This window comes from Nitrospira sp., assembly GCA_024760525.1.
Taxonomy (GTDB): Bacteria; Nitrospirota; Nitrospiria; order Nitrospirales; family Nitrospiraceae; genus Nitrospira_D.
On record CP060499.1, the window covers coordinates 2,377,647 to 2,397,825 of the forward strand.

27 protein-coding genes and 1 tRNA gene are annotated in these 20,179 nt (G+C 55.8%); 13 read left to right on the forward strand and 15 right to left on the reverse strand.

Annotation, left to right across the window (positions count from 1 at the left end; translation table 11 throughout):
- Positions 1–7 precede the first annotated feature (7 nt).
- Positions 8–1,141 carry a molecular chaperone DnaJ gene (dnaJ, locus tag H8K04_11055; GenBank protein ID UVT14394.1) on the forward strand — a complete coding sequence of 378 codons (1,134 nt, stop codon included), beginning with the start codon at positions 8–10 and terminating at the stop codon, positions 1,139–1,141.
- A 29-nt stretch (positions 1,142–1,170) separates the two neighbouring features.
- Positions 1,171–1,911, forward strand: coding sequence for a 16S rRNA (uracil(1498)-N(3))-methyltransferase (locus H8K04_11060; protein ID UVT14395.1), 741 nt, complete (start codon positions 1,171–1,173; stop codon positions 1,909–1,911).
- A gap of 54 nt (positions 1,912–1,965) precedes the next feature.
- On the opposite strand, the gene H8K04_11065 is transcribed toward H8K04_11060, so the two are convergent.
- Positions 1,966–2,562: a YqgE/AlgH family protein gene (locus tag H8K04_11065; protein ID UVT14396.1), complete on the reverse strand. Its 597-nt coding sequence runs from the start codon at positions 2,560–2,562 to the stop codon at positions 1,966–1,968.
- Between the two features lie 361 nt (positions 2,563–2,923).
- Between H8K04_11065 and H8K04_11070 the strand changes: the two genes are divergently transcribed.
- Together H8K04_11070 and H8K04_11075 are read left to right on the forward strand one after the other, a co-directional pair.
- The gene (locus H8K04_11070) at positions 2,924–3,511 is read left to right on the forward strand and encodes a sel1 repeat family protein (protein ID UVT14397.1); all 588 of its coding nucleotides are present in this window, start codon (positions 2,924–2,926) and stop codon (positions 3,509–3,511) included.
- 378 nt (positions 3,512–3,889) lie between these two features.
- Positions 3,890–4,354 carry a sel1 repeat family protein gene (locus H8K04_11075; protein ID UVT14398.1) on the forward strand — a complete coding sequence of 155 codons (465 nt, stop codon included), beginning with the start codon at positions 3,890–3,892 and terminating at the stop codon, positions 4,352–4,354.
- 99 nt (positions 4,355–4,453) lie between these two features.
- Here H8K04_11075 and H8K04_11080 read toward each other — a convergent pair whose 3' ends face one another.
- The 9 genes from H8K04_11080 to ald form a co-directional block, all read right to left on the reverse strand.
- Entirely contained in the window at positions 4,454–4,999 is a 546-nt protein-coding gene (locus H8K04_11080) for a hypothetical protein (protein ID UVT14399.1), read from the reverse strand.
- 170 nt (positions 5,000–5,169) lie between these two features.
- Positions 5,170–5,541, reverse strand: coding sequence for a cytochrome c (locus H8K04_11085; protein UVT14400.1), 372 nt, complete (start codon positions 5,539–5,541; stop codon positions 5,170–5,172).
- Positions 5,542–5,598: 57 nt separating this feature from the next.
- Positions 5,599–6,297 (reverse strand): 7-cyano-7-deazaguanine synthase QueC, encoded by a 699-nt coding sequence (gene queC / locus H8K04_11090; protein UVT14401.1) that lies wholly within the window; start codon positions 6,295–6,297, stop codon positions 5,599–5,601.
- Positions 6,298–6,347: 50 nt separating this feature from the next.
- Positions 6,348–6,911 (reverse strand): TraR/DksA C4-type zinc finger protein, encoded by a 564-nt coding sequence (locus H8K04_11095; protein ID UVT14402.1) that lies wholly within the window; start codon positions 6,909–6,911, stop codon positions 6,348–6,350.
- Positions 6,912–7,018: 107 nt separating this feature from the next.
- Positions 7,019–7,543, reverse strand: a complete 525-nt coding sequence (locus H8K04_11100; protein ID UVT14403.1) for an adenine phosphoribosyltransferase — start codon at positions 7,541–7,543, stop codon at positions 7,019–7,021.
- A 4-nt stretch (positions 7,544–7,547) separates the two neighbouring features.
- Entirely contained in the window at positions 7,548–8,501 is a 954-nt protein-coding gene (locus tag H8K04_11105; GenBank protein ID UVT14404.1) for a sigma-70 family RNA polymerase sigma factor, read from the reverse strand.
- Between the two features lie 13 nt (positions 8,502–8,514).
- Positions 8,515–8,808 (reverse strand): acylphosphatase, encoded by a 294-nt coding sequence (locus tag H8K04_11110; GenBank protein ID UVT17957.1) that lies wholly within the window; start codon positions 8,806–8,808, stop codon positions 8,515–8,517.
- A 569-nt stretch (positions 8,809–9,377) separates the two neighbouring features.
- A tRNA-Pro gene (locus H8K04_11115) sits at positions 9,378–9,454 on the reverse strand.
- 38 nt (positions 9,455–9,492) lie between these two features.
- A complete protein-coding gene (gene ald / locus H8K04_11120) occupies positions 9,493–10,596 on the reverse strand; it encodes an alanine dehydrogenase (GenBank protein UVT14405.1) in 1,104 nt (367 codons plus the stop codon).
- Positions 10,597–10,752: 156 nt separating this feature from the next.
- Here ald and H8K04_11125 point away from each other — a divergent pair, with 156 nt between their 5' ends.
- Genes H8K04_11125 through H8K04_11140 form a run of 4 tightly spaced genes read left to right on the forward strand, consistent with a single transcriptional unit; the run spans position 10,753 to position 12,229 of the window.
- The gene (locus H8K04_11125; protein UVT14406.1) at positions 10,753–11,136 is read left to right on the forward strand and encodes a hypothetical protein; all 384 of its coding nucleotides are present in this window, start codon (positions 10,753–10,755) and stop codon (positions 11,134–11,136) included.
- 11 nt (positions 11,137–11,147) lie between these two features.
- A complete protein-coding gene (locus H8K04_11130; GenBank protein ID UVT14407.1) occupies positions 11,148–11,501 on the forward strand; it encodes a (2Fe-2S) ferredoxin domain-containing protein in 354 nt (117 codons plus the stop codon).
- A gap of 51 nt (positions 11,502–11,552) precedes the next feature.
- Positions 11,553–11,936, forward strand: a complete 384-nt coding sequence (locus tag H8K04_11135) for a hypothetical protein (GenBank protein ID UVT14408.1) — start codon at positions 11,553–11,555, stop codon at positions 11,934–11,936.
- Positions 11,933–12,229 (forward strand): hypothetical protein, encoded by a 297-nt coding sequence (locus tag H8K04_11140; GenBank protein ID UVT14409.1) that lies wholly within the window; start codon positions 11,933–11,935, stop codon positions 12,227–12,229. Before H8K04_11135 ends, H8K04_11140 begins: the two co-directional genes overlap by 4 nt.
- 192 nt (positions 12,230–12,421) lie before the next feature.
- Here the strand turns inward: H8K04_11140 and H8K04_11145 are convergent, their stop codons facing one another.
- Positions 12,422–13,462, reverse strand: a complete 1,041-nt coding sequence (locus H8K04_11145) for a squalene/phytoene synthase family protein (GenBank protein ID UVT17958.1) — start codon at positions 13,460–13,462, stop codon at positions 12,422–12,424.
- 11 nt (positions 13,463–13,473) lie between these two features.
- Positions 13,474–13,914: a cupredoxin domain-containing protein gene (locus H8K04_11150; protein UVT14410.1), complete on the reverse strand. Its 441-nt coding sequence runs from the start codon at positions 13,912–13,914 to the stop codon at positions 13,474–13,476.
- Positions 13,915–14,136: 222 nt separating this feature from the next.
- Here H8K04_11150 and htpX point away from each other — a divergent pair, with 222 nt between their 5' ends.
- Positions 14,137–15,057: a protease HtpX gene (htpX, locus tag H8K04_11155; GenBank protein ID UVT14411.1), complete on the forward strand. Its 921-nt coding sequence runs from the start codon at positions 14,137–14,139 to the stop codon at positions 15,055–15,057.
- Positions 15,058–15,102: 45 nt separating this feature from the next.
- On the opposite strand, the gene H8K04_11160 is transcribed toward htpX, so the two are convergent.
- Together H8K04_11160 and H8K04_11165 are read right to left on the reverse strand one after the other, a co-directional pair.
- The gene (locus H8K04_11160; GenBank protein ID UVT14412.1) at positions 15,103–15,387 is read right to left on the reverse strand and encodes a hypothetical protein; all 285 of its coding nucleotides are present in this window, start codon (positions 15,385–15,387) and stop codon (positions 15,103–15,105) included.
- A 21-nt stretch (positions 15,388–15,408) separates the two neighbouring features.
- Complete coding sequence (locus tag H8K04_11165; protein UVT14413.1) at positions 15,409–16,056, reverse strand: hypothetical protein; 648 nt, start codon at positions 16,054–16,056, stop codon at positions 15,409–15,411.
- Between the two features lie 109 nt (positions 16,057–16,165).
- Here H8K04_11165 and H8K04_11170 point away from each other — a divergent pair, with 109 nt between their 5' ends.
- Entirely contained in the window at positions 16,166–17,563 is a 1,398-nt protein-coding gene (locus tag H8K04_11170; protein ID UVT14414.1) for an MFS transporter, read from the forward strand.
- Here H8K04_11170 and H8K04_11175 read toward each other — a convergent pair.
- Positions 17,557–17,778: a hypothetical protein gene (locus H8K04_11175; GenBank protein UVT14415.1), complete on the reverse strand. Its 222-nt coding sequence runs from the start codon at positions 17,776–17,778 to the stop codon at positions 17,557–17,559. The genes H8K04_11170 and H8K04_11175 overlap by 7 nt on opposite strands.
- Before the next feature lie 152 nt (positions 17,779–17,930).
- Between H8K04_11175 and H8K04_11180 the strand changes: the two genes are divergently transcribed.
- The 3 genes from H8K04_11180 (at position 17,931) to H8K04_11190 (ending at position 20,172) form a co-directional block, all read left to right on the forward strand.
- A complete protein-coding gene (locus H8K04_11180) occupies positions 17,931–18,377 on the forward strand; it encodes a GatB/YqeY domain-containing protein (protein ID UVT14416.1) in 447 nt (148 codons plus the stop codon).
- Between the two features lie 80 nt (positions 18,378–18,457).
- On the forward strand, positions 18,458–19,096 hold the full coding sequence (locus H8K04_11185; GenBank protein UVT14417.1) for a response regulator: 639 nt from the start codon (positions 18,458–18,460) through the stop codon (positions 19,094–19,096).
- Between the two features lie 47 nt (positions 19,097–19,143).
- Complete coding sequence (locus tag H8K04_11190) at positions 19,144–20,172, forward strand: diguanylate cyclase (protein ID UVT14418.1); 1,029 nt, start codon at positions 19,144–19,146, stop codon at positions 20,170–20,172.
- Positions 20,173–20,179: the final 7 nt, after the last annotated feature.

Consider the following 20,179-nt stretch of genomic DNA (forward strand, 5'->3'; position numbering starts at 1 on the left):
CAGTACAATGGCACCCGTGTCGAAACGCGATTACTACGAAACGCTCGGTGTTGATCGGAACGTCTCCGAAGACGATCTGAAGAAAGCGTACCGAAAACTCGCCCGCCAGCACCATCCGGATCTCCACACCGACGTTCACCATAAGAAGACCGCTGAAGAAAAATTCAAAGAAATCAACGAAGCCTATGAAACGCTGAGCGATCAGGAAAAGCGAAAGCGCTATGACATGTTCGGTCATGCCGGCGCGCAACAGGGTCCGGCCGGCTTCGACGGATTCGATTTCGGGCGCGGAGGATTTGGAGACGTTTTTAACGATATTTTTGAGGACTTCTTCGGCCAAACTCGAGGGGGAGGGGGTACTCGAACTGAACGTGGCAACGATCTCCAATACAACCTCGAGATTACGTTTGAGGAAGCCGTCTATGGGAAAGAGGCCAAACTCAAAATTCCGCGTTGGGAAATTTGCATCGACTGTAAAGGGACCGGGGCGAAGTCAGCGGCAGCCATCAAGACGTGCGCCAGTTGCAAAGGCGCGGGGCAACTTCGGTTTCAGCAGGGGTTCTTCAGCGTCAGCCGGCCATGCGGCCAATGTGAAGGCACCGGTCACTTCGTGACGGAGCCTTGCGTGACCTGCCAGGGCCGCCAACGGGTGTACAAAGAACGCACGATCTCCGTGCAAATTCCGGCCGGTATTGAAACCGGTATGCGACTTCGGCTCTCCAATGAAGGAGAGCATGGCCCCAATGGCGGTCCACCCGGCGATCTCTATGTGGCCATTACCGTCAAGCCTCATCAGATCTTTCAACGAAAAGGCCTCGATATCGCCTGTGACGTCCCGATCAGTCTCGTGACGGCCGTCCTTGGTGGGAAAGTGGAAGTCCCGACCCTCAAGGGAGACACCGTCATCAAGGTGCCGGCCGGCACCCAGCACGACAAGGTCCTTCGGATTAAAGGGTTGGGTATCCCCAGCCTGAAGGGTGGCGGCACAGGCGACCAGATCTATACGATCAAGGTCCAGATTCCTTCTAAGCTGACGGCCCGGCAGAAGGAGCTGTTGACAGAGTTCGCCAAAGAGAGCGGCATGTCCATGGAAGCGAACGGTGACGGCTTCTTCGACAAGATGAAGACGTTTTTCGAGTAGTCCGGCCTTCCCGATCTTCAGAGTCCCACATGCCTGTGTTTTTCGTCTCTCCCCAGTGCATCGCTCCACCGACCATAACAGTGCCGGATGACTTACTGACCCATCTCAAGCACAGCCTACGTGTCAGCATCGGGGAATCCCTGTGGTTCGGCAATGGGCTAGGCACCAGATATCGTGCGGAGATCACCGACGTTTCCGAAGGAACGCTCACCGGGCACATTCTCGACACGATTCAGGAACCGCCCCGGCGCGTCCCGCGCCTATTCCTCGGTCAATCCCTCCTCAAAGGCGAAAAGATGGATTGGGTGATTCAGAAAGCCACCGAGCTGGGCGTGGATAAACTCATGCCGATTGAAAGCCGGCACAGCGTGGTGCAACTCAAAGCCGACCGTGTTGACCATCAGCTTGCCCGGTGGCAACGCATTGCCCTCGAAGCTGCGCAACAATCCGAGCAATGGCGGGTCCCGACCATCACTCCACCACACTCTCTCACCTCACTTCTGAGAAGCCATGTGACCGATACCGTGACACTCATGCTTACGGAGCGGCAAGACGGGAAAAATCTGCAGACGGTCGAACTCCCGCACGATGCGACTGGTTCCATACTGGTTTTAATCGGCCCTGAAGGAGGCTGGAGCAAGGAAGAAATGCTCGCGGCCGAACAGGCGGAAATTCAACCGATGACCCTGGGTCAGCACATCCTGCGGGCAGAGACCGCCGCCATCGCAACCATCAGCATTCTTCAGTCGCGCCTCGGCAAGCTGGGATAAGCGGACATTCCCTTCTGATTTTCTCTGTTGAGCTTTTGAACAGCCATATTGTCTTCAGGACGATCGCGTACTGGAAATGGTTCTGGGCGCCTGAAGGCGGCTGATACTGTCAGGCCAAAGGGTGGCTGGGTCCTTATCAAAGATGTTGAAGGTGTCCGATGGTAAGACGCCCCACGATCCCTGAAGCATTTCATAGTCGAGTTGCCCTGGTGCCCATCCGGCCAAACCGGCAAAAGCGCGAAAGGTTTCGGACGATTTAGGTTGAGCCATGATACGTTCGAGAACTCTCGGCGTACCGACATAGACCCCCTCAACGATCAATCGCGTATCGGGATACGGGCTCTTCAATCGAAACAACAAGACAAGCTGCGTTCGCTCGACCGGACCACCGGCAAACAATCGGTAGCGCGTTCCTTTGAGCACGGTGAGGTCCGGCAAAACCTCGGATACCAGTACGTTCGTGGAACGATTCAAAATGAGACCGACTGTGCCTCTTCCTCCGTGTTCGATAATGAGTAGGACGGTTTGACGGAAGTTGGGATCACTCAGCGACGGACTGGCAACCAAGAGGACGCCCTTTCTAATCGACGAAGGCGAAAATTCCCCCTCAGCCACAGCCGGCAGCGTAGGCAGGAGAGACAGGAGCCCCATACATAACAAGCATCTCAATATTCTTTTCTCGTCAAACATAAACGGAACGTTCCGATGGGAGAACGAACGGCATTTGCGCAACATGATTGCGCACCAGGCTACGACTCTCGATGACTGGTGTCAAATCGGAAGAGGCGTTGTCGAAGAGGTATCGGATTGGCTGGGAACGTAGTCAGGAATCCCGATGCTCCCAGCCTTGAAGCATCCTAGAAGTGAAAGGACAGTCCGGCAACGCCATGGACCGAATTATCGTCAGATTCGTCACCGAGCGTGTGACATGTGCTACAGTACACCGTGATACTTTGCTGGTTGCCCGTTGGGAAAGTATCCTGCTAGGCTGATCGCAACAGAGGAGACCGTCATGACCGCCGGCCTGCGCTATCTCATCGTCCTCGCCATCCTCGGTACTCTACCGGGATGTATCGATCCGCCAAAATCACCCTATGTGGATGTGCACGAATCCGTGACACGTATCGATGGGTTTCAGTCTGTGGCGGAGCAAGGAAGTGCCCAGGACCAATACCACCTCGGTTTGCAATACGAGAACGCCTTGCCTCGGGACCACCGAGAAGCGGTTCGGTGGTATCGCATGGCGGCGATGCAGCGGCATCCGGACGCCTTATACAGACTCTGCGTGCTGTCGGACAAGGGCCTTGGGATGCCGCAGGACTATCAGGAGGCCTTCCGGTGGTGCCGCCTGGCTGCAGATCATGGACATGGGGCTGCGATGTTTCTTATCGCAACCCATTATGAAAAAGCTCGAGGTGTCCCCAAAGATGTCGTACAGGCCTACCAGTGGTATAACCTGGCGGCAGCCAATGGGCATGAGGAGGGTGCGAAGTGGCGAGACCGACTGGCCCGCGATATGACGCCGACTCAAGTCGCCCAGGCACAATTCCTGGCGAGGAATTGGAGACCGAAAGCGCAGGATGCGCCTGAAGAACAATAGCCCAAGGATCTCTCCGGTCCAAACACCGCGCCGAAGCGCCTGTCGGGATCCACAATTTGAGATCTCTCACGTCAATCAACTCCTCCTAGCCGCCGAGGAGCGTGTTCCACACATCGTGATATCTCTAACTTCTCTCCAACACACTTCCTATCCGAAATTCTTTCTTGAACTCACGGCCGTCGGCTGAGTAGGATGCGTTTTTCGTGGCCCGCTAGCTGGCCAGCAGATATTAATCAGGTAACAATCGTTAGAATGTTTCACCGGCCGCCGCCCTACCAGTCTGTTGCTCTTGTAGGACTCCTCTTGGTGTCATTTCTCGTCTCAAGCTGCACTACGCCACCCCCTGCTCCGCCTCAACCGCTCATTGGTGGCGCGGCAGTGAGCGAAATCCTCAAACGCGCGCAGAGCGGGAATCCTGATGCCCAAAATCAATTGGGCCTGCTCTATAGCGAAGGCCGCGGTCTTCCGCAAAACCATTTCGAAGCGAAGGATTGGTTCAAGAAAGCCGCGGACCAAGGGCATGCCGACGCGCAAGTCAACCTCGGAACACTCTACTCTCTGGGGCAAGGCGCCCCCTTCAGTGATCCCATGGCGCTGTATTGGTTTCAAAAGGCCGCCGAACAACGAAATGCGTTGGCATTTGCCAAGCTGGGGATGATGTATGAGCGGGGACGCGGCGTCGCTCAGAACTTCATCGACGCACACATGTGGTACAACCTCTCGGCCGCGTACGGTGAGAAACGAGCGGCTGAAGCTCGCAATGCACTGGGCGCGCAGATGACCGCCGATCAGATCGCTGAAGCGGAATCACGAGCCAAGAAATGGACACCTAAGCGCCGGTGACGAGAGGCTGCTCGACCATAGACCTCCTGAATTCAGGCCAACCTCGTGTTGTTGGCTCTGCAATGAGTTCATGCAAGCAGCCGATCGCTCATGGTTGCGTTAGTGCGATCGGTTGATCGGAGTGCTTGTTTCTCCAGGCTGTAACTGCCTGTGCTCCGCAGGGTGCAGATCAATAACATTTCCCCCTTCGTTGATTTCCGCCGTCACCGTCGCTCCATCGCGAATAGAGGCCGACAACTCTCGCTTTTCAAGCGGAAACGATTGTTCCCCTTCCGGCGTCTTTAACGTAATGGTTCCTTGTCGAAGCCCCACGGCTACCACATCCCCGGTGATAAACTGATGCTTCGATTCCGTTCCCTTCGGATGAACCTCAAGCACCGCATTGTTTTCATCAATGACGACGGTCACTTCCTCACCAACTTTGGGCAGCCCATGGCCATGCCGAAGCGCACGGTTCTTGTTCAAGAGGTACACCGTTCCGTCAGGAACTTTCACGGCAGGCGAGCCGGCTTTATCAACGATGACGCCGTGGAGACTACGGTGCAATGCAGAGGTCGAGGAGGTCTGTTCCGACCATCCTGTATCAGGGGCAAGCCCTATCACGACGAGGAACACAGCCAGAGCGCACAAAGCATACTTCAGCATTTTAATCCTCCCAGGTGACGATGGTTCATGAATAGAAGAATGAACCGGCTGAGTCTGAGGAGCGACTCGGAAGTCCCCCAGTGAACTCTGTTCGCTCGAGGATTCGTCTTCCCAACCCCCCGTGATCGACGAGGTAAGATCGAGACACTGAGGAAACACGAGGTGAGAAACTAGAAGATGCCGGCCTGTTTCTGCAGCCACCGAACGTATTTCACGATATGATCCACGTCGTCGGGCACGACGGTGGTGATCTTTGGCATGTCTCCGAACTGCCAATGGTGAGCCTTCACGCCATTGGCGGCTGCTCGTTGAAAGGCCGCATCACCGTGATGATTCGGCTCGTACACTTTGTGGACCAGCGGTGGGCCTTGGGCGGTACCGACTCCACCGGCCCCGTGGCAGGCGGAACAGTTGGCGTTGAATTTCTGTTCTCCGTTGCGCAACTCGGCGGGGGCGGAGGCGACTGTTCCCGTTAGCTTCGGTTCCCCCCCATTCTGACTGCATGCCGGTGTTGCGCCAAGCGTCAGCAGAACCGTGCTCACCCATATCATCCGTGACAATTTCATACGGCCGGACCAGCTATGTGAAGCCTCGTTTCGTCAACATACCGCATACGGAACAGGATCTACAACTCCTGCTTCCGCAAATCCCCGCCTGCGCACGAGGCAGCTGTCGCATCGCCCACACGCAAGCGAGCCGACAGGGTCATAGCAGCTATGCGTCAGATGAAAGGGAACGCTCAACGTCATGCCGAGTTGAATAATCTCGGTCTTGCTCATCCTAAGCAGGGGAGCACGGATTTCAATAGGCTTGCCCGTCATGCCTGCCTTTGTTCCGGCCTGAATGGCCGCTTCCACAGCCTTGATGAATTCCGGGCGGCAATCTGGATATCCGGCATAATCGATCACATTGGCGCCAAAATAGATGACCGAGGCTCCCAGCACTTCCGCATGAGCAGCCGCCAGCGAGAGAAAGATCAAGTTTCGGCCCGGCACGTAGGTAATGGGAACGTCCTTGCTCCGTTCAGATTCACTCTCGTATTTCGGAACCGGGAGATCATCGGTGAGGGCTGATCCTCCGATTGTCCGCAAATCGACGTCCACCACCACATGCTGTTGAGCCTGCAGGGCTGTCGCCACCTGCCTCGCCCGCTCGATCTCCACAGCATGCCGCTGCCGGTAAGCGATGGTCAGCAGATAAAGCGTGTAGCCATCTTGCCGCGCAACAGCCGCTGCGACAGTGGAGTCCAATCCGCCACTGGCGAGAACAACTGCTCGTCCGGTGATAGCCCCGTGCATGCGAGGGAGAGAAGGCACTCCAGGATACCGTGAGGAGAACGTCTTCGGAACTAATCGCGATCTTCTTCTCGTTCGATTTTCTCCAGCAGTTCCGCGCGCGATTGGCATTCCACGCACAGCTTGGCGAAGGGAACCGCTTGGAGTCGCTTCTCACTGATCTCGATGCCGCATTCTGCACAGATGCCGTATGTTCCTTCGTGCAGACGCGTAAGTGCTTCATCGATCGATTGTCGCCGGCGGTTGCGCATCTCCATCAACGAGATACCCAGTTCGCGCTCAAGATCCATTAAAGCCTGGTCCCCGACGTCACGCGCTGATTCCAAACGCCGCTGTTGGTCCTCGGTCAGAGATTGCCCCAGGCTCTCTTCAATCTCCTTAATGATCTCCTGTCGTTTACCAAGGAGCATTTTATGGAGCACTTCCTGTCGCTGCTCCCTCGCTTCTCGCTCTTTTGCAGTTTCCTTGGGCCGTATGGGGGCCTCTATCTCGACCTCGGTGGCCGTCTTAACCGCTGAAGTCGCACTGGAGGCGACCGACTGCGGCTTCTTAAGGCTTGATGTTACCGGCTTCGTCTTCACCACATCCTTTTTTTTCGTCTGTGTTTTCGTCGCCATAGAAGGTCCACTCCGAAAAAGATGGTTGGAGGGTCGAAAAGGTCCGGCTTCTATACCACGGCCGGTACCCTTGGAACAAGTGGCGATGAAGAGACCAATGAAACCGCCTAGGGATACGTGATGGTTGAATGGACGTCATAGCCGGCGAGCTTTTCGCGTCCGTTCAAGCTCTTCAGCTCAACCAGAAAATCGAGCCCGACGATCAGGCCCCCCAACTGGCGAACGAGGTGGATCGTCGCTTCAGCCGTTCCTCCGGTCGCCAGGAGATCATCGACGATCAATACGTGCTCTCCGATTTCAACCGCGTCACGATGCACCGCCAAGCTGTTGTTTCCGTACTCCAGGCTGTACTTCACTTCGTAGCAGTCGGCGGGGAGTTTTCCCGGCTTACGAACGGGGACAAATCCGGCGCCAAGACGTGCCGCGAGGATCCCCCCAAAGATAAACCCTCTGGACTCGATGCCGACGACCTTGGCGATCCCGCGATTCTGATACCGAGTCGTCAATTCGTCGGCAAGACTTTGAACGGCGGCAGGATTTTTCAGCAGTGTGGTGATGTCATAAAACAGAATGCCGGGCTTCGGAAAGTCCGGCACTTCACGAATGAGTGCTTGATAATTGAGGGCGGTCACGAGACTAGAGCAGATCTGCCTGTGTCATGGTTTTTCGCTCGATGGTGTTACGAAGACGAACTAACGCGGCCATCTCGATTTGACGGACCCGCTCTCGGGTCAATCCCATGGTACGGCCGATTTCCTCCAGCGTCTTCGCTTCGTCTCCATCGAGCCCGAACCGTGACACAATAACAGTTTGCTCTTTCTCAGGCAACTCCCTCACCCAGGCCATCAGCTCCGTTCTTCGACGCACCCCGTCCGCAGTCTCGTCGGGTGACAGCCCAACCGGATCTTCGATCACATCGCGCAGGAAAGTATCGGTGCGGTCGTTGAGCGGGCTGTCGAGCGAACAGGTGGTCCGTATCAACTGCTTCAGGTCCAAGACTTCTTCTTCCGAGGTCTTCATCTTCGCGGCCACTTCCGCCGCCCTCGGATCTCGCCCCAGCTCCTGTACCAATTGTTCGGCACGATTCAGGTACCGATTGAGGCGTTCCACCACGTGTACCGGGAGGCGCACCAGCTTCCCTTGATTGATAATGGCCCGTTCGATGTATTGCCTGATCCACCACGAAGCATAGGTACTGAACCGGAAGCCCCGCTTGTAGTTAAATTTTTCGACCGCTTTGATCAGGCCCAAATTGCCTTCTTCGACGATGTCGGAAAACGGAAATCCTCGATGCATGTAGCGTTTTCCGATACTGATCACAAGCCGTAAATTTGATTCGATCATCTGCTGACGGGCTTGCTCATCGCCGGCCATCACCCGTTTCCCGAGCTGCTGTTCTTGCTTAAATGTGAGCAGGGTCGATCGGCGAACCTCCCGGAGGTAACTTTTGAGCGTATCAAGCCCCTCCGATCGACCTGTGTCCCGTTCGCTCTGGTCCGCCGCATTCCCGGGTTCTGAGGCCCCCAGATCGTCGACAGTGTGCCTCCGAGCTTCACTCAACTCGGACTCTTCGTCGTGCTGCCGACCCATGATCCCTCGTTCCCTAATGCCAAATGCTGAAATTCGAATGCCGTCCAGTCGCCGCACTCCACTCCGTGTCAATCTTCTTTACCCGCGCGGCCGGAGGACCGCTCCGCAACTCACGTATCAGCGCATCGATGAGCGTCTTCTTACCTTCAACTTCCAACTCAACCCGGCCGTCGTCGAGATTACGGACGCCGCCCGACAGCTCAAGTCCTCTCGCGACCCGTGACGCAAACGCCCGAAACCCGACACCCTGCACACGACCATGCACGAGAATGTGTGCCCGAACCGGCGGATCATCAGCCGATGGCATCATCTGGCTTTACCAAGGATATGGGCGCTGCCGGCTATTCACTGGTCCGCCCAGCGGATATTCTCACACCTCTTCAGATGCGTCACGTGTTTTACAATTTCTACGCGCGCGTCGTCTCCTCGCCATGTTAGCGTTCAAAGCCATGGCGCGGCCACCACGGCGAATCGGCGACACATGGCACCATGGACGAACAGTAAGGCTCGCGCTCGGTTCATCGAACCGATATGGGATTAGTACCTGATCTCTCCTCCAGCGTCTTCATGCGATCCTGCGACGAATAGGCGATGACTTACACGAAGCGGATTGTTGATTAAAGCGGAACTGGGAGGAGTTGTCCGCCGGCGCCATGAACGGTTAAGAGCCGACGGGTCGAGCAAGCTCTATAGTCGGGGCGAGAGGATTTGACCTTCGACCCGGTACGTAGGTCACGTGTGGTTTCTATCCCGTCGCCTCAATGGAAAAACTAGGCTCCGGGTCGAGCACGAAACGGGAACTCACTGGAGGGAATTATCCGCGTGCGATCGTTACGATAATACGATGAATAGCACGCGGCACGAGCAAGCTTGGTTTGGTCGGGGCGAGAGGATTTGAACCTCCGACCCCTGCGTCCCGAACGCAGTGCGCTACCGGGCTGCGCTACGCCCCGACATCAATGAATCGTTGGAAACTAAGGGTCTGATTGTCTTACAGGATGGGAGTGAAATGCAACCCATGCGCTTCGGCCACAGCCTGGCAGGTCACTTTCCCATCCATCACATTCACACCACGAGCCAGCCCAGAATCCGAACGGATGGCTCGATCGACACCATCAGAAGCGAGGCGCACTATATAGGGCAGGGTTGCATTGGTCAAGGCAAAGGTCGCCGTTCGGGGAACAATGCCGGGCATGTTCGTCACGCAATAGTGTGTCACACCATCCACCACGTAGACTGGTTCTGAGTGCGTCGTCGGTCGTGTCGTTTCAAAACACCCTCCCTGATCCACTGCAATATCAACGATCACAGCCCCGGGTTGCATCCGTGCAACCAACGCGCGCCCCACGACCTTGGGCGCGCGTGCACCATGCACGAGCACGGCGCCGACGACCACATCCCCTTCCACCACTGTTTCCTCGACGGCGGCCTGCGTTGAGATACGGGTAATAATTCGGCCTCGATAGAGATCGTCGAGCTCTTGCAGCCGTTGAACATTCAAATCGAGTACGGTCACTTGCGCCCCCATGCCGACGGCAATTCGTATCGCCGACGTGCCGGCGACTCCGGCTCCGAGCACCACGACTTTTCCCGGCTCGACACCAGGCACACCACTCAACAATACCCCTCGTCCTCCGTATGACCGTTCCAAATACTGTGCTCCGATTTGTACCGCCAGGCGACCGGCGATTTCACTCATCGGCTTCAACATCGGCAAGCTGCCGTCTGCAGCTTCAACCGTCTCACGGGCGACCGCCGTAATCTTCGTCGCCATCAAAACTTTCGTCAGTTCGGGAAGAGACGCCAAATGCAGGTAGGTAAACAACACTTGTCCCGGTCGGAAGAGCGAACATTCGGAGAGCAGCGGTTCCTTGACCTTCACAATCATCTCTGATTTCTCGAATATCTCGTGTTTTGAGCGGGCGATGATCGCCCCGGCCTTACGGTATTCGTCATCACTAAATCCGCTACCTTGACCGGCCGACGGTTCAACCCACACGTCATGTCCACTCTGGCGCAATGCGGCTGCACCGTCCGGCGTAAGACTGACGCGATGCTCTTGGTCCTTGATCTCTTTCGGGATGCCGATAATCATAGCGATTCCCCTCTCGACCATGCGCCCGGTGAGTTCATCGAGTCATTATACCTCGACACAGAACGATACGCTTCGCCCAGCGCCTCTGCGCCCGTGGACAGTCCTGAAAGTCTTGTTGTAAGATGAGGCTTTGCGAATCGCGTATGGAGGGTAGACATGGACTCTTGGAACGAATCGTGTCAGGCCTGTGGATCCGCTGGTGGACCGCTCACGAAGTTTTCACTGGGGAAGGATTTTTTCGGCCGCCCCTACGATCGTCTGTCGCCGTCAGCGGATCAAAATCCGAAATGGTATTGTACCCCTTGCTCGATGCACAAAAACTTGCAACGGGACTTTCGCGATATCCGCACCGAATTCGAAAAACTACGCGCCGGCCAAGGGTCTGAGCTTTCACGGGGTGACGAGTTCCGACGGGCCTCGTTACGGTTACAGGAAATTCGGACCATCCTGAGCGCGCCCCAACAACAGTCTCCCTTTTTAAACGGTCACGATGTCACGATCCTGATGGAACGACTCAATACCCTCACCATGCCCGCATAACCGGCTTCCTTATGCCACCTTTTCAACGACATATCTTCGTCTGTACCAACCAGCGTCCGAAGGACGATCCGCGTGGTTGTTGCGCAAATTTGGGCTCGGAAAAACTTCATGCGCACTTCAAGAACGAAACCAAGCGATTGAATCTCAAAGGTCTCGTTCGTGCCAACAAGGCCGGCTGCCTCGACCATTGCGAACTCGGCCCAAGTGTGGTGGTTTATCCCGAAGGAGTGTGGTACTGGGTCGGTACTGAAGCAGATGTCACAGAAATCATGGAACGGCATGTCATGAAGGGGGAAATCGTAACCCGATTGCTCATGCCTGATCACCCGATTCCGGAACAGTTGGCACCACTGAAGAGACCCTAGCGCTCTTCTGCCGCACTTCCAATGCCCACCGAAGACAAATGGAAGGCCAACATGGAAAAAGTGGCCTTCGCTCACCAGTTTCCCGGGTTGGTGCTGAACTGGAACGCATGCGAAGGTAAGACGATTCGTGCCGTCATCCCGCTGACGGGCAAACCGGGCGCCGCGGTAGTCGTCTTTACTGATGCTTCCTTTACGATCGTCCCTCCGCTCGCACCCGAGCCCTGGGCGGTTGGACAAGCCCTTGTTGATGCTCGTGCCCTACTTGAACCGGCCCACCAAGCGGCTTTTGCAGAGTATGATCAATTAGCCAGGAAGGACAAGGAAGCGCTGAGAGCCGCACGGCTGGAAAAGATTTTGGGCGCGATTCATAATAATCTGGCGCAGATTCCTGAGCTCAAAGATCGCCTCAAAGAACTCGTGAAGGAATGGAAATGAGTAGTCTGCCGAAGAAGAATATGTTCGAGATCTTTTCGCAAGGCCTCTTCGAAGGAGTCAAGCCCATGTTGGTCGTTCGTGATCACCTCGTCCGCCATCCCGACCGTTGCATTCACCAGGCCGTGTGCGTACCGATCTGCCCGACCAGCGCGTGGCTGTCAACGCCGCCCTACAAGTTCGATCCATCGCGCTGTCTTGAAAGCTGCCGACTCTGTCTTGACGCCTGCCCGTCGCAGGCGATCTACGCCGTGTTTAGAAAAGGCGACAAGTTGCTGGAGCCGCAGAAGAAGTAAAGAGCGAGGCGGGTTGGTCAATCACCCGTGCTCGCTGACCGCGCACGCAAGAATGGAATGAGAAGTTAGACAGCGGGCGGTGCTCGGTCAATGCGCGCAGTTTGCGCGATTGACCAACCCACCTCGCGAAAGAAAGAAGGAGAAATCAAGAGACCGGCTGTTCCAGCCGCGAGTCGCAGGAGAAAAAAGCATTCACACGATCTGTTTTCGCAAGTGCCCCCACAATGCGGTCCCGGCGTATCCACACGCCACGGTCCCCGTCGTCATGGCTATGATCTGATAGACCTTGCTGCGTGGGATTTTGACTTTGACGGCCGGATCCAATAAATCGGGAGAGTTCATGACGAGCTTGAGTGATTCTCCGGCTGAGAGGATCGGCCACATGCATGCCAACCGTAACCTGGTTTCACGGCGCGGAACCGTCATCGTATAGAGCCAGCCTTGATCCAGATGCCCGACCGCCAGGCGGACAAGATTGCTCAGGACGGGTCTGAAGCGAGGAAGGTTGTTCCGATCCAATAGATCCGCCGGTTTCAGACCGGCTTCGGTGAGCATCATTTCGGGAACATAACAACGCCCCTTCTGCAAATCGTGGGCAATGTCCTTCACGATGTTCGTCAATTGCAGCCCTTTTCCGAATCTCACCCCCACTTCGGACATCCGTTGAAGATCCCAGTGCGCCAGTGCCTTTCGATGGGCACACATCAAAGAGGTCCAGAACTCACCCACACAACCGGCCACATGATAGATATAACGATCCAAATCATCGAGCGTCTTGAGCGCGGTGAGATCGGCCACAGAAGTTCCAGGGAAGGTGCTCAGATCCATCTCCATTCCTTGCGTCAGCGTCATCATCACCCGCTCGATTCGACGTTGGTCGTCCGGCGAACAGGTAAGGAACAGCCGGAAACACTCATCCAACCGTTCGAGCAGGATTCGTTCCGCCGAATGTTGTTGGAGAGGCCCCACGGCTTGTTGAATCGTGCGGATCTGATCCCAGTCGGGATGTTCACCGAGAAACTGCTCCCTGAGACGGTTAAGAAAACTTAACCGGCGCGATCTGTCGATCAAATCCGTATCGGCGATCGTATCGGCGGCCCGAGCAAAGAGATATGCCAATCCTACTTGGTCACGCACATTTGCCGGCACAACGACCAATGTCGTGTAAAACAGACGCGAGACTTGTTTCAGAAGGTCACGGAGAAGCTCGTGATTGGAAGTGGTGGTCGCCATGGAGAGAGTCATTACTTGACTTCCAGTACCCCCTCCATCCCTTTGTCTCGATGGCTGGGCATGGGCCACAATCGTTTGTCGCAAAAGAACGGGAAGCGACCAGGCTCCGTCGGAACAAATCTAGCCAGGACAGTCTTGCCAGCTCCGACATCGTACTCGATCGACAAGCCTCCGGCCGAGTCCTTGATAATGAAGTTATGCGGTGTAATCGTTGTGACGCTGGTCAGCGTCAACTCGACGGCCTTCCCCCTTTCCACAACCAGATGATTCGGTGAATAGGAATAGCTGTCGAGAATAACCGTAGCCCGTTGAACTCCATCAGGTGACATGGGCACCACGATCGGCGGAGTGGGGACCACGGTATCTGAAGACCGTCCTATAGACGGCAACAGCAGCATCGTTAAGCAGCCCACCATGCCGAGAACCCAGAAAGGCTTTATGCCGACTCTCATAAGAACTTTCTAACAGGAACCAAAGAAAGGGGTCAACATTATCCAAGTACTTTCAGAGACTTCGAAAGTCTTGACTTTCCGGAACGCGTCCTTATGTTGGGGTTGAAAGAGAGTGGCCGTCACTGATGCGGTCACTTCCGGAAGCCAGTTGTGTATAATAGTGGCTGTTCCATGGCCGGGTCGCTTTTACAAGCGAGTAGCTAATCCCGAAGGAGGATTTCCATGAAGTGGCTTAAGGGTATTGGCCTGTTTCTGATCGCAAACTTCCTCATCTACATCACGCTGTCAATCACGGCCAACCTGTTGATAAACGTCGTCCTGCCTGCATTCGGGATCGATGTGCGGGGAGTCTTCAATCAGCAGCTGTTGGTCTGGTCCCTGGTGATCGGATTCGGCGGTGCGTTCATCAGCTTGGCATTCTCCAAGCAGATGGCTCGCGCGATGCTGAGCTGCCAACAGATTACCCAACCTCGGTCGCATGCCGAGCACGTGATTTACGGCTCCGTCCAGGAGATTGCTCAACGGCTGAACATCACCATGCCGGAAGTCTGGGTGTACGAATCCCCTGATCCCAATGCGTTTGCAACCGGTCCGAGCAAGAACAATTCAATGGTAGCGGTGTCCACGGGTCTGTTGCAAAATCTTAAGGAAGATGAAGTGAAGGCGGTGCTCGCCCACGAAATGGGGCACGTCTATAACGGAGACATGTTTACGACGACTGTGCTCGCCGGGTTAATGAACACGTTCGTGTACTACATCAGCAACTTCCTGGCCCAAATCGTCGGGCAACCACAGGGAGACCGGGAGGGAAGCAACGCGGGGAACCCGATCCTGGCCTTTGTTGTGTATATCTTTTTGCAGGTCGTCTTGTCGTTTCTTGCCATGCTGGTCATCAGTTGGCATTCCCGTCGCCGAGAATTCGGTGCGGACGCGTTTGCGGCGAAGGTGTATGGCAAGGGCGCGATGATCGCCGCCCTGGAATCAATCAACCGGTGGGTCAACCGCGCGCAGCCTGAGTACGGAACGCAGGATGCGTTGGCGACGTTCAAGATCTCGGGCAAGACGTCCGGTTTCATGCACCTCTTTGCCACTCATCCGCCGATGGAGGAACGAATTGCCGCCTTGCAGCGTCTGACCGTGTAACAACGTTCGATGGTGGGCGTCGTGCGGCATCGAGAACGGCCGGTGTCAAGTTTTCCGATAGAACGTGATGTGTCGGCGGTATTCTTGGACGGCCGCCCATAAGGCGGCCGATCCGAGAGCGATGTTGCTCTCGAGAGCAGCTTCCACACCGGGATCATCAATCTCAACCTCATAGCGGTCTTGGATGTTCGTCCGAATCGGCCCCTGCGCAATTTCACGAGGCAGAAAAATTTCCTTCCAGACTTCTTTCTCGACCAAGCAAACATCCCGAAATCGCTCATAGAGTAATGTCAGTTTTTCCGGATCCGAAACCCTGGCTCCCTCCCCCATAACGCTCCTTTCGTTCTCACCTCATTTGACGGACCCCTGTTCAGGCGTCAAGGCAGGTCCGACCTCTGCGACGGTAAAGCGCATCGTACCGACCTGATTCACGGCATGAAACGGCTGCTGTCCTAAAGGCGCGATATAGATCTTCGCCAGATAATTACCCACCGCCCATTTCGTGCCTGAACGCTTTAACTCGAGGTACCCATATCGTTCATGACCCGGCACTTCGAGCACGTCCTTGCCCAGCGGACCCTCATTCGGCTGGCCGCTCGGCTGCTCGATCTGCCATTGCACGGCAAACTGTGCCGGATCTTCCAATGGAGCCACTTCAAAAACGATATAAATAGCTGGAACCTCCGGCGTGAATATCCAGCCCGGCTCGATCGGTTTCAACCGCGGATCCTGGCTATACCACCCTTTTCGTCCAAACGTATCCCATTCCACCTCAAACCCTTTGGCCATCTTGATCCAGGTAAAGAGCGATTGTGGAACGCCCTGTTCCTGATAGTCGAATGAAGGGGTTTGTGTCGTTCCAATCTCCGTGGACTCCTGCTCTTTGGAAGGCAGGAGATCTTTGCCCACCCCTACCTGTTCATAGAAAAGCACGACACATAGAACACCGACGGTAAACCAGCCTCGCGACAGTCTCGCGACAGGAGCATCGGCAGCCATGGAATCAATCGTACTGAGGCATGTCATTGGGGTCAATAACCGTCGGGGATCATCCGATCAATCCTTGTGCCACACCAGTTGTATGGTAGAGTGCTCTTGGCGTGCCCGTATGACTCCCCAACAAGCCTCGACATCAACATTACAGTCCGTCGACCCTGGCCCTAGAGAGCCGCACGAATCCGGGCGGCGTTTCGGCATTCGAGATGGCCTGTTCCAAGCGGTCGCCCAAGGCGGAGGCGAGCAGTACCTCTCCGCCTTTGCGCTGCTGCTCCACGCGACACCATTCCAGTTGAGCATCCTCTCCGCCGTTCCACAACTGTTAGGAACATGGGCGCAGTTGGTTTCAGTCAAGGTATCCCACTGGTTCCCCAGCCGAGCCTCTCAAGTCTTCTGGGGGATCATCGGTCAGTCTCTATCCTGGATCCCTATCTTGGCACTGCCGTTACTCTGGCCCAACCAAGGGCCTTGGCTTCTCATAGCCGCCGTCGCCGTCTATTTCATCTTCAGCCATTTCACGTCTCCTGCTTGGAACAGTCTTATCACCGACTTGCTGGAACCCAACGAGCGAGGCATGTACTTCGCCAAACGAGCACGGGTGATTGCACTGACCAGTTTTATCGCGCTCTGCCTGGCGGGAGTCCTGTTGAGTTTTTTCGAAGAGCGGCAACTCCTTTGGATCGGTTTCGCCGTCATGTTCCTCACAGCCGGTGTTTGCCGGAGCGCACCGGCCTTCTTGCTGCGGAACGTCAGCGGCTTACCAACACCTGACGCGAGCACGGCGCCAACGGGCTTTCTGGAATTTTTCCGTACGGGCATGTCTGAGAACTTTCGCCATTTCCTGCTCTTTTCAGGACTCATGCATTCCGCTGTCCTGGTAGCTGGTCCTTTCTTCGTCATCTATCTGCTTCAGGATCTCCACCTGGCTCACTGGCAGTATGGAACCTGGCTCGCGGCAGGCATCTTCGGTCAATTCCTCACCCTGCCCGGTTGGGGCCGGTTCGGTGATCGCTTCGGGAACAAGGCGCTGCTCACCTTTACCGGCCTACTCGTGGCGTTTCTGCCCATGCTGTATCTATTCAGCACGACGTGGTTATTTCTTGTCGCCGTGAACTTCTTTGGAGGCGTGGTGTGGGCCGGACTTGGACTCGGGTTGAACAACTATGTCTTCGACGCAGTACAGCCGACGGATCGCGCAAAGGCGGTCGCTATTTCAAGCATCGTCAACGCCATCGGGTGGGCCATGGGAACGGTAATCGGCAGTCTGTTGATCGATACGCTGCCTGCCAGACTGGGGCTTGGAGCCGTCACGCTGGAGCCTGTCTCGAATCTCCCGTTTATCTTCTTTCTTTCGGGTTTGCTGCGCTTGCTCGTCTCGGTTCTACTACTCAGGACCTTCCACGAACCCCGTCAGGTCGAGCGACGAGCCCACAATCGACTACTCTGGGAACTACCACTGCTGAAGCCTTTACGCGAGTTGTCGCGCCGGCCCACCAGCGCCAATCAGTAGGGGCCCACCCCGGAACCAACCGCACGATTCTTCTCTTCTTGTTTCAGCTTGTCGAACGCCTTATCGCCATGATCGCGGACCTGGTCCTGCGTCACCGTCGACGCCGGCTTAGGCGCTTCGCCGGCACACCCACCGGTACCCGCCAGCACCACTCCCGCGACAAGAATAAGCCACCGACGTTTGTGTGCTGTTCCCCCGGTCTTTTCTCCGAACATCTCTATCCTCCTTGGGTAATGATGTCTCGATGGTTCGGGGTCTATCATACCACCCCTTTGTCTGAATACCATTCTCACCCCATGTCGTTGACTCACTGAAACCAGAAAGGTATGCTTTCCCGCTAGCTCCCCCTTAACCCGAGAGATCCTCTATGTCATTGCACGACCGCCTCACTGAAGACCTCAAGCTCGCGATGAAATCACGCGATCAACTTCGCATGGATGTGATCCGGATGATCAAAGCTGCGGTCCTGAACAAAGAAGTCGAACTCAAACGGGACCTCGATGACGCGGAAATGAGCCGCGTGATGACCACCCTGGTGAAACAACGACGGGAATCCGTCGAGCACTTTGAAAAAGCCCAGCGGATGGAGCTGGCCGGGAAAGAGCGCAAGGAAATTGAAATCATCGAGTCCTACCTCCCAAAACCGCTTTCCCCGCAAGAGCTTGAGACCGTCGTTGGATCGGTCATGGCCGAAACCGGGGCCCGCTCGCTGAAGGATATGGGAGTGGTCATGAAAGCTGTGATGGCTCGCCTCGGAGGACAGCCCATCGACGGCAAACAACTCAGCGACTTAGTCAAAAGCAAACTCGCCTGATACCCCTACAGTCATTTGCTATACTGGATCTGATCCTATCGTGACTTTAGTTTTGCGGGACCTCAGCCGTTAAGAACGTTATGGCGCTCCTCATCGTCGACGACTCGCCCGACCAGCATCTCTTGCTTCAGTCTATCCTGGCCAAGGCCGGTCACGACCAGATTGTCGCGGTGGATTCTGCGCAGGCGGCGTTTGCAACCTTGAACCTCGACGGCACTCAACTGTCGGCTCAGGTCGATTTAATCTTAATGGACGTCCTGATGCCCGAGATCGACGGGGTGGAGGCATGCCGCCGAATCAAACAGCAGGCCCACCTTCGAGACATTCCCATCATCATGGTGACCGCCAACAATGATCTCAACAATCTGAAAGAGGCGTTCTCGGCCGGGGCGATGGACTACATCAACAAACCGGTCAACGAAGTGGAATTGCTGGCACGAGTCGCTTCAGCTCTGACCTTGAAGAACGAGATGGATTGTCGTAAGGAACGTGAGGCGGAGCTGCAACAACGCAATCAGGAACTGCAACGCGCCCTCAAGGAAGTTAAGGTACTTCGCGGCCTGATTCCGATCTGCGCTTCGTGCAAGAAAATCCGCAACGACGGCGGGTTCTGGCAGCAGCTCGAAGAGTACATCGGCGAGCATTCGGAGGCAGAATTCAGCCACGGTCTCTGCCAACCCTGCCTCAAAAAGCTTTATCCTGGCGTTTATCAGGCCTAGCTGTTACGATTCCGCCAGTCTCCTTCCTTCTCAGACTGTGTGAATTTATGAGCATTCTCATCGTCGACGATTCTGCGGATGATCGCCTGCTGTTGCAGACCATTCTGTCCACGGCGGGTTATGAAGACATTTTAGCGGCGGATTCCCCGGCCGCCGCGTTTAAGTATTTGGGCCTCGACGGCGGCAAACACGGCATTGCACGCGTCGATCTGATCCTCATGGATATTCTGATGCCGCAAATGAACGGTATCGAAGCCTGCCGCCAAATAAAAGCCGTCGACCGGTTCCGAGACACACCAATCATCATGGTCACGGTCAAGACAGACCCGGTCGATCTGCAGCTGGCATTTGCCGCCGGCGCCATGGATTACGTCGCCAAACCGGTCAACAAGATCGAGCTCCTGACCAGAGTGCGGTCAGTCCTCCGGCTCGTTCATGAAATCGACCGCCGCCGGGCGCGTGAGCAAGAGCTCCTCGAGGTCATGCGTCAGCTCCAAGAGGCCAATCAGATGCTGCTCCGCCTCTCCTGTTTGGATGGATTGACCGGCATCACCAACCGACGACAATTCGACGACTTTCTGGACCAGGAATGGCGAAGAGCCGTGCGCGAGTCGACTCCCCTGTCTCTGATCATGTTCGATATCGACCGGTTTAAGACCTACAACGATTCCAAAGGTCACACCGCAGGTGATGAATGCCTGAAACAAGTCTCTGCGGCCGTCTCCAGCTCGGTGAATCGACCCGGTGATTTGGTCGCCCGCTACGGAGGAGATGAGTTTGTCACGGTATTGCCCGGCACAGGTATTGACGGCGCGGCTCAAGTTGCAGAGAGCTTGCGCCGCCGAGTCGAATCGCTGGGGATTAAGCACTCGGATGGGGAACTCGTGACGATCAGCGTCGGGTACGCCTGCGTGGTTCCCAACCGAAACTCCTCCCCGACCGACCTCATCAAGGCTGCAGATCAGGCGCTGTATCAAGCCAAACAAGAGGGACGCAACCGGGCAAAATCGGCCAGCATTCTGATGTTGGTCCCGGACTCACACGACGACCAGGAACCTCCTCACAACACTCGCTGAGCGTTCA

Bases quoted from the DNA above. Each gene is read 5' to 3' on its own strand.
- H8K04_11180 (UVT14416.1), top strand. From the start codon at position 17,931: ATGTCATTGCACGACCGCCTCACTGAAGACCTCAAGCTCGCGATGAAA.
- H8K04_11060 (UVT14395.1), top strand. From the start codon at position 1,171: ATGCCTGTGTTTTTCGTCTCTCCCCAGTGCATCGCTCCACCGACCATA.
- H8K04_11150 (UVT14410.1), bottom strand. From the start codon at position 13,914: ATGAGAGTCGGCATAAAGCCTTTCTGGGTTCTCGGCATGGTGGGCTGC.
- H8K04_11145 (UVT17958.1), bottom strand. From the start codon at position 13,462: ATGGCGACCACCACTTCCAATCACGAGCTTCTCCGTGACCTTCTGAAA.
- H8K04_11185 (UVT14417.1), top strand. From the start codon at position 18,458: ATGGCGCTCCTCATCGTCGACGACTCGCCCGACCAGCATCTCTTGCTT.
- H8K04_11130 (UVT14407.1), top strand. From the start codon at position 11,148: ATGCCACCTTTTCAACGACATATCTTCGTCTGTACCAACCAGCGTCCG.
- H8K04_11140 (UVT14409.1), top strand. From the start codon at position 11,933: ATGAGTAGTCTGCCGAAGAAGAATATGTTCGAGATCTTTTCGCAAGGC.
- H8K04_11125 (UVT14406.1), top strand. From the start codon at position 10,753: ATGGACTCTTGGAACGAATCGTGTCAGGCCTGTGGATCCGCTGGTGGA.
- H8K04_11110 (UVT17957.1), bottom strand. From the start codon at position 8,808: ATGCCATCGGCTGATGATCCGCCGGTTCGGGCACACATTCTCGTGCAT.
- H8K04_11170 (UVT14414.1), top strand. From the start codon at position 16,166: ATGACTCCCCAACAAGCCTCGACATCAACATTACAGTCCGTCGACCCT.
- H8K04_11160 (UVT14412.1), bottom strand. From the start codon at position 15,387: ATGGGGGAGGGAGCCAGGGTTTCGGATCCGGAAAAACTGACATTACTC.
- H8K04_11135 (UVT14408.1), top strand. From the start codon at position 11,553: ATGGAAAAAGTGGCCTTCGCTCACCAGTTTCCCGGGTTGGTGCTGAAC.
- H8K04_11175 (UVT14415.1), bottom strand. From the start codon at position 17,778: ATGTTCGGAGAAAAGACCGGGGGAACAGCACACAAACGTCGGTGGCTT.
- H8K04_11080 (UVT14399.1), bottom strand. From the start codon at position 4,999: ATGCTGAAGTATGCTTTGTGCGCTCTGGCTGTGTTCCTCGTCGTGATA.
- H8K04_11165 (UVT14413.1), bottom strand. From the start codon at position 16,056: ATGGCTGCCGATGCTCCTGTCGCGAGACTGTCGCGAGGCTGGTTTACC.
- H8K04_11190 (UVT14418.1), top strand. From the start codon at position 19,144: ATGAGCATTCTCATCGTCGACGATTCTGCGGATGATCGCCTGCTGTTG.
- queC (UVT14401.1), bottom strand. From the start codon at position 6,297: ATGCACGGGGCTATCACCGGACGAGCAGTTGTTCTCGCCAGTGGCGGA.
- htpX (UVT14411.1), top strand. From the start codon at position 14,137: ATGAAGTGGCTTAAGGGTATTGGCCTGTTTCTGATCGCAAACTTCCTC.
- ald (UVT14405.1), bottom strand. From the start codon at position 10,596: ATGATTATCGGCATCCCGAAAGAGATCAAGGACCAAGAGCATCGCGTC.
- H8K04_11105 (UVT14404.1), bottom strand. From the start codon at position 8,501: ATGGGTCGGCAGCACGACGAAGAGTCCGAGTTGAGTGAAGCTCGGAGG.
- H8K04_11065 (UVT14396.1), bottom strand. From the start codon at position 2,562: ATGGGGCTCCTGTCTCTCCTGCCTACGCTGCCGGCTGTGGCTGAGGGG.
- H8K04_11095 (UVT14402.1), bottom strand. From the start codon at position 6,911: ATGGCGACGAAAACACAGACGAAAAAAAAGGATGTGGTGAAGACGAAG.
- dnaJ (UVT14394.1), top strand. From the start codon at position 8: ATGGCACCCGTGTCGAAACGCGATTACTACGAAACGCTCGGTGTTGAT.
- H8K04_11070 (UVT14397.1), top strand. From the start codon at position 2,924: ATGACCGCCGGCCTGCGCTATCTCATCGTCCTCGCCATCCTCGGTACT.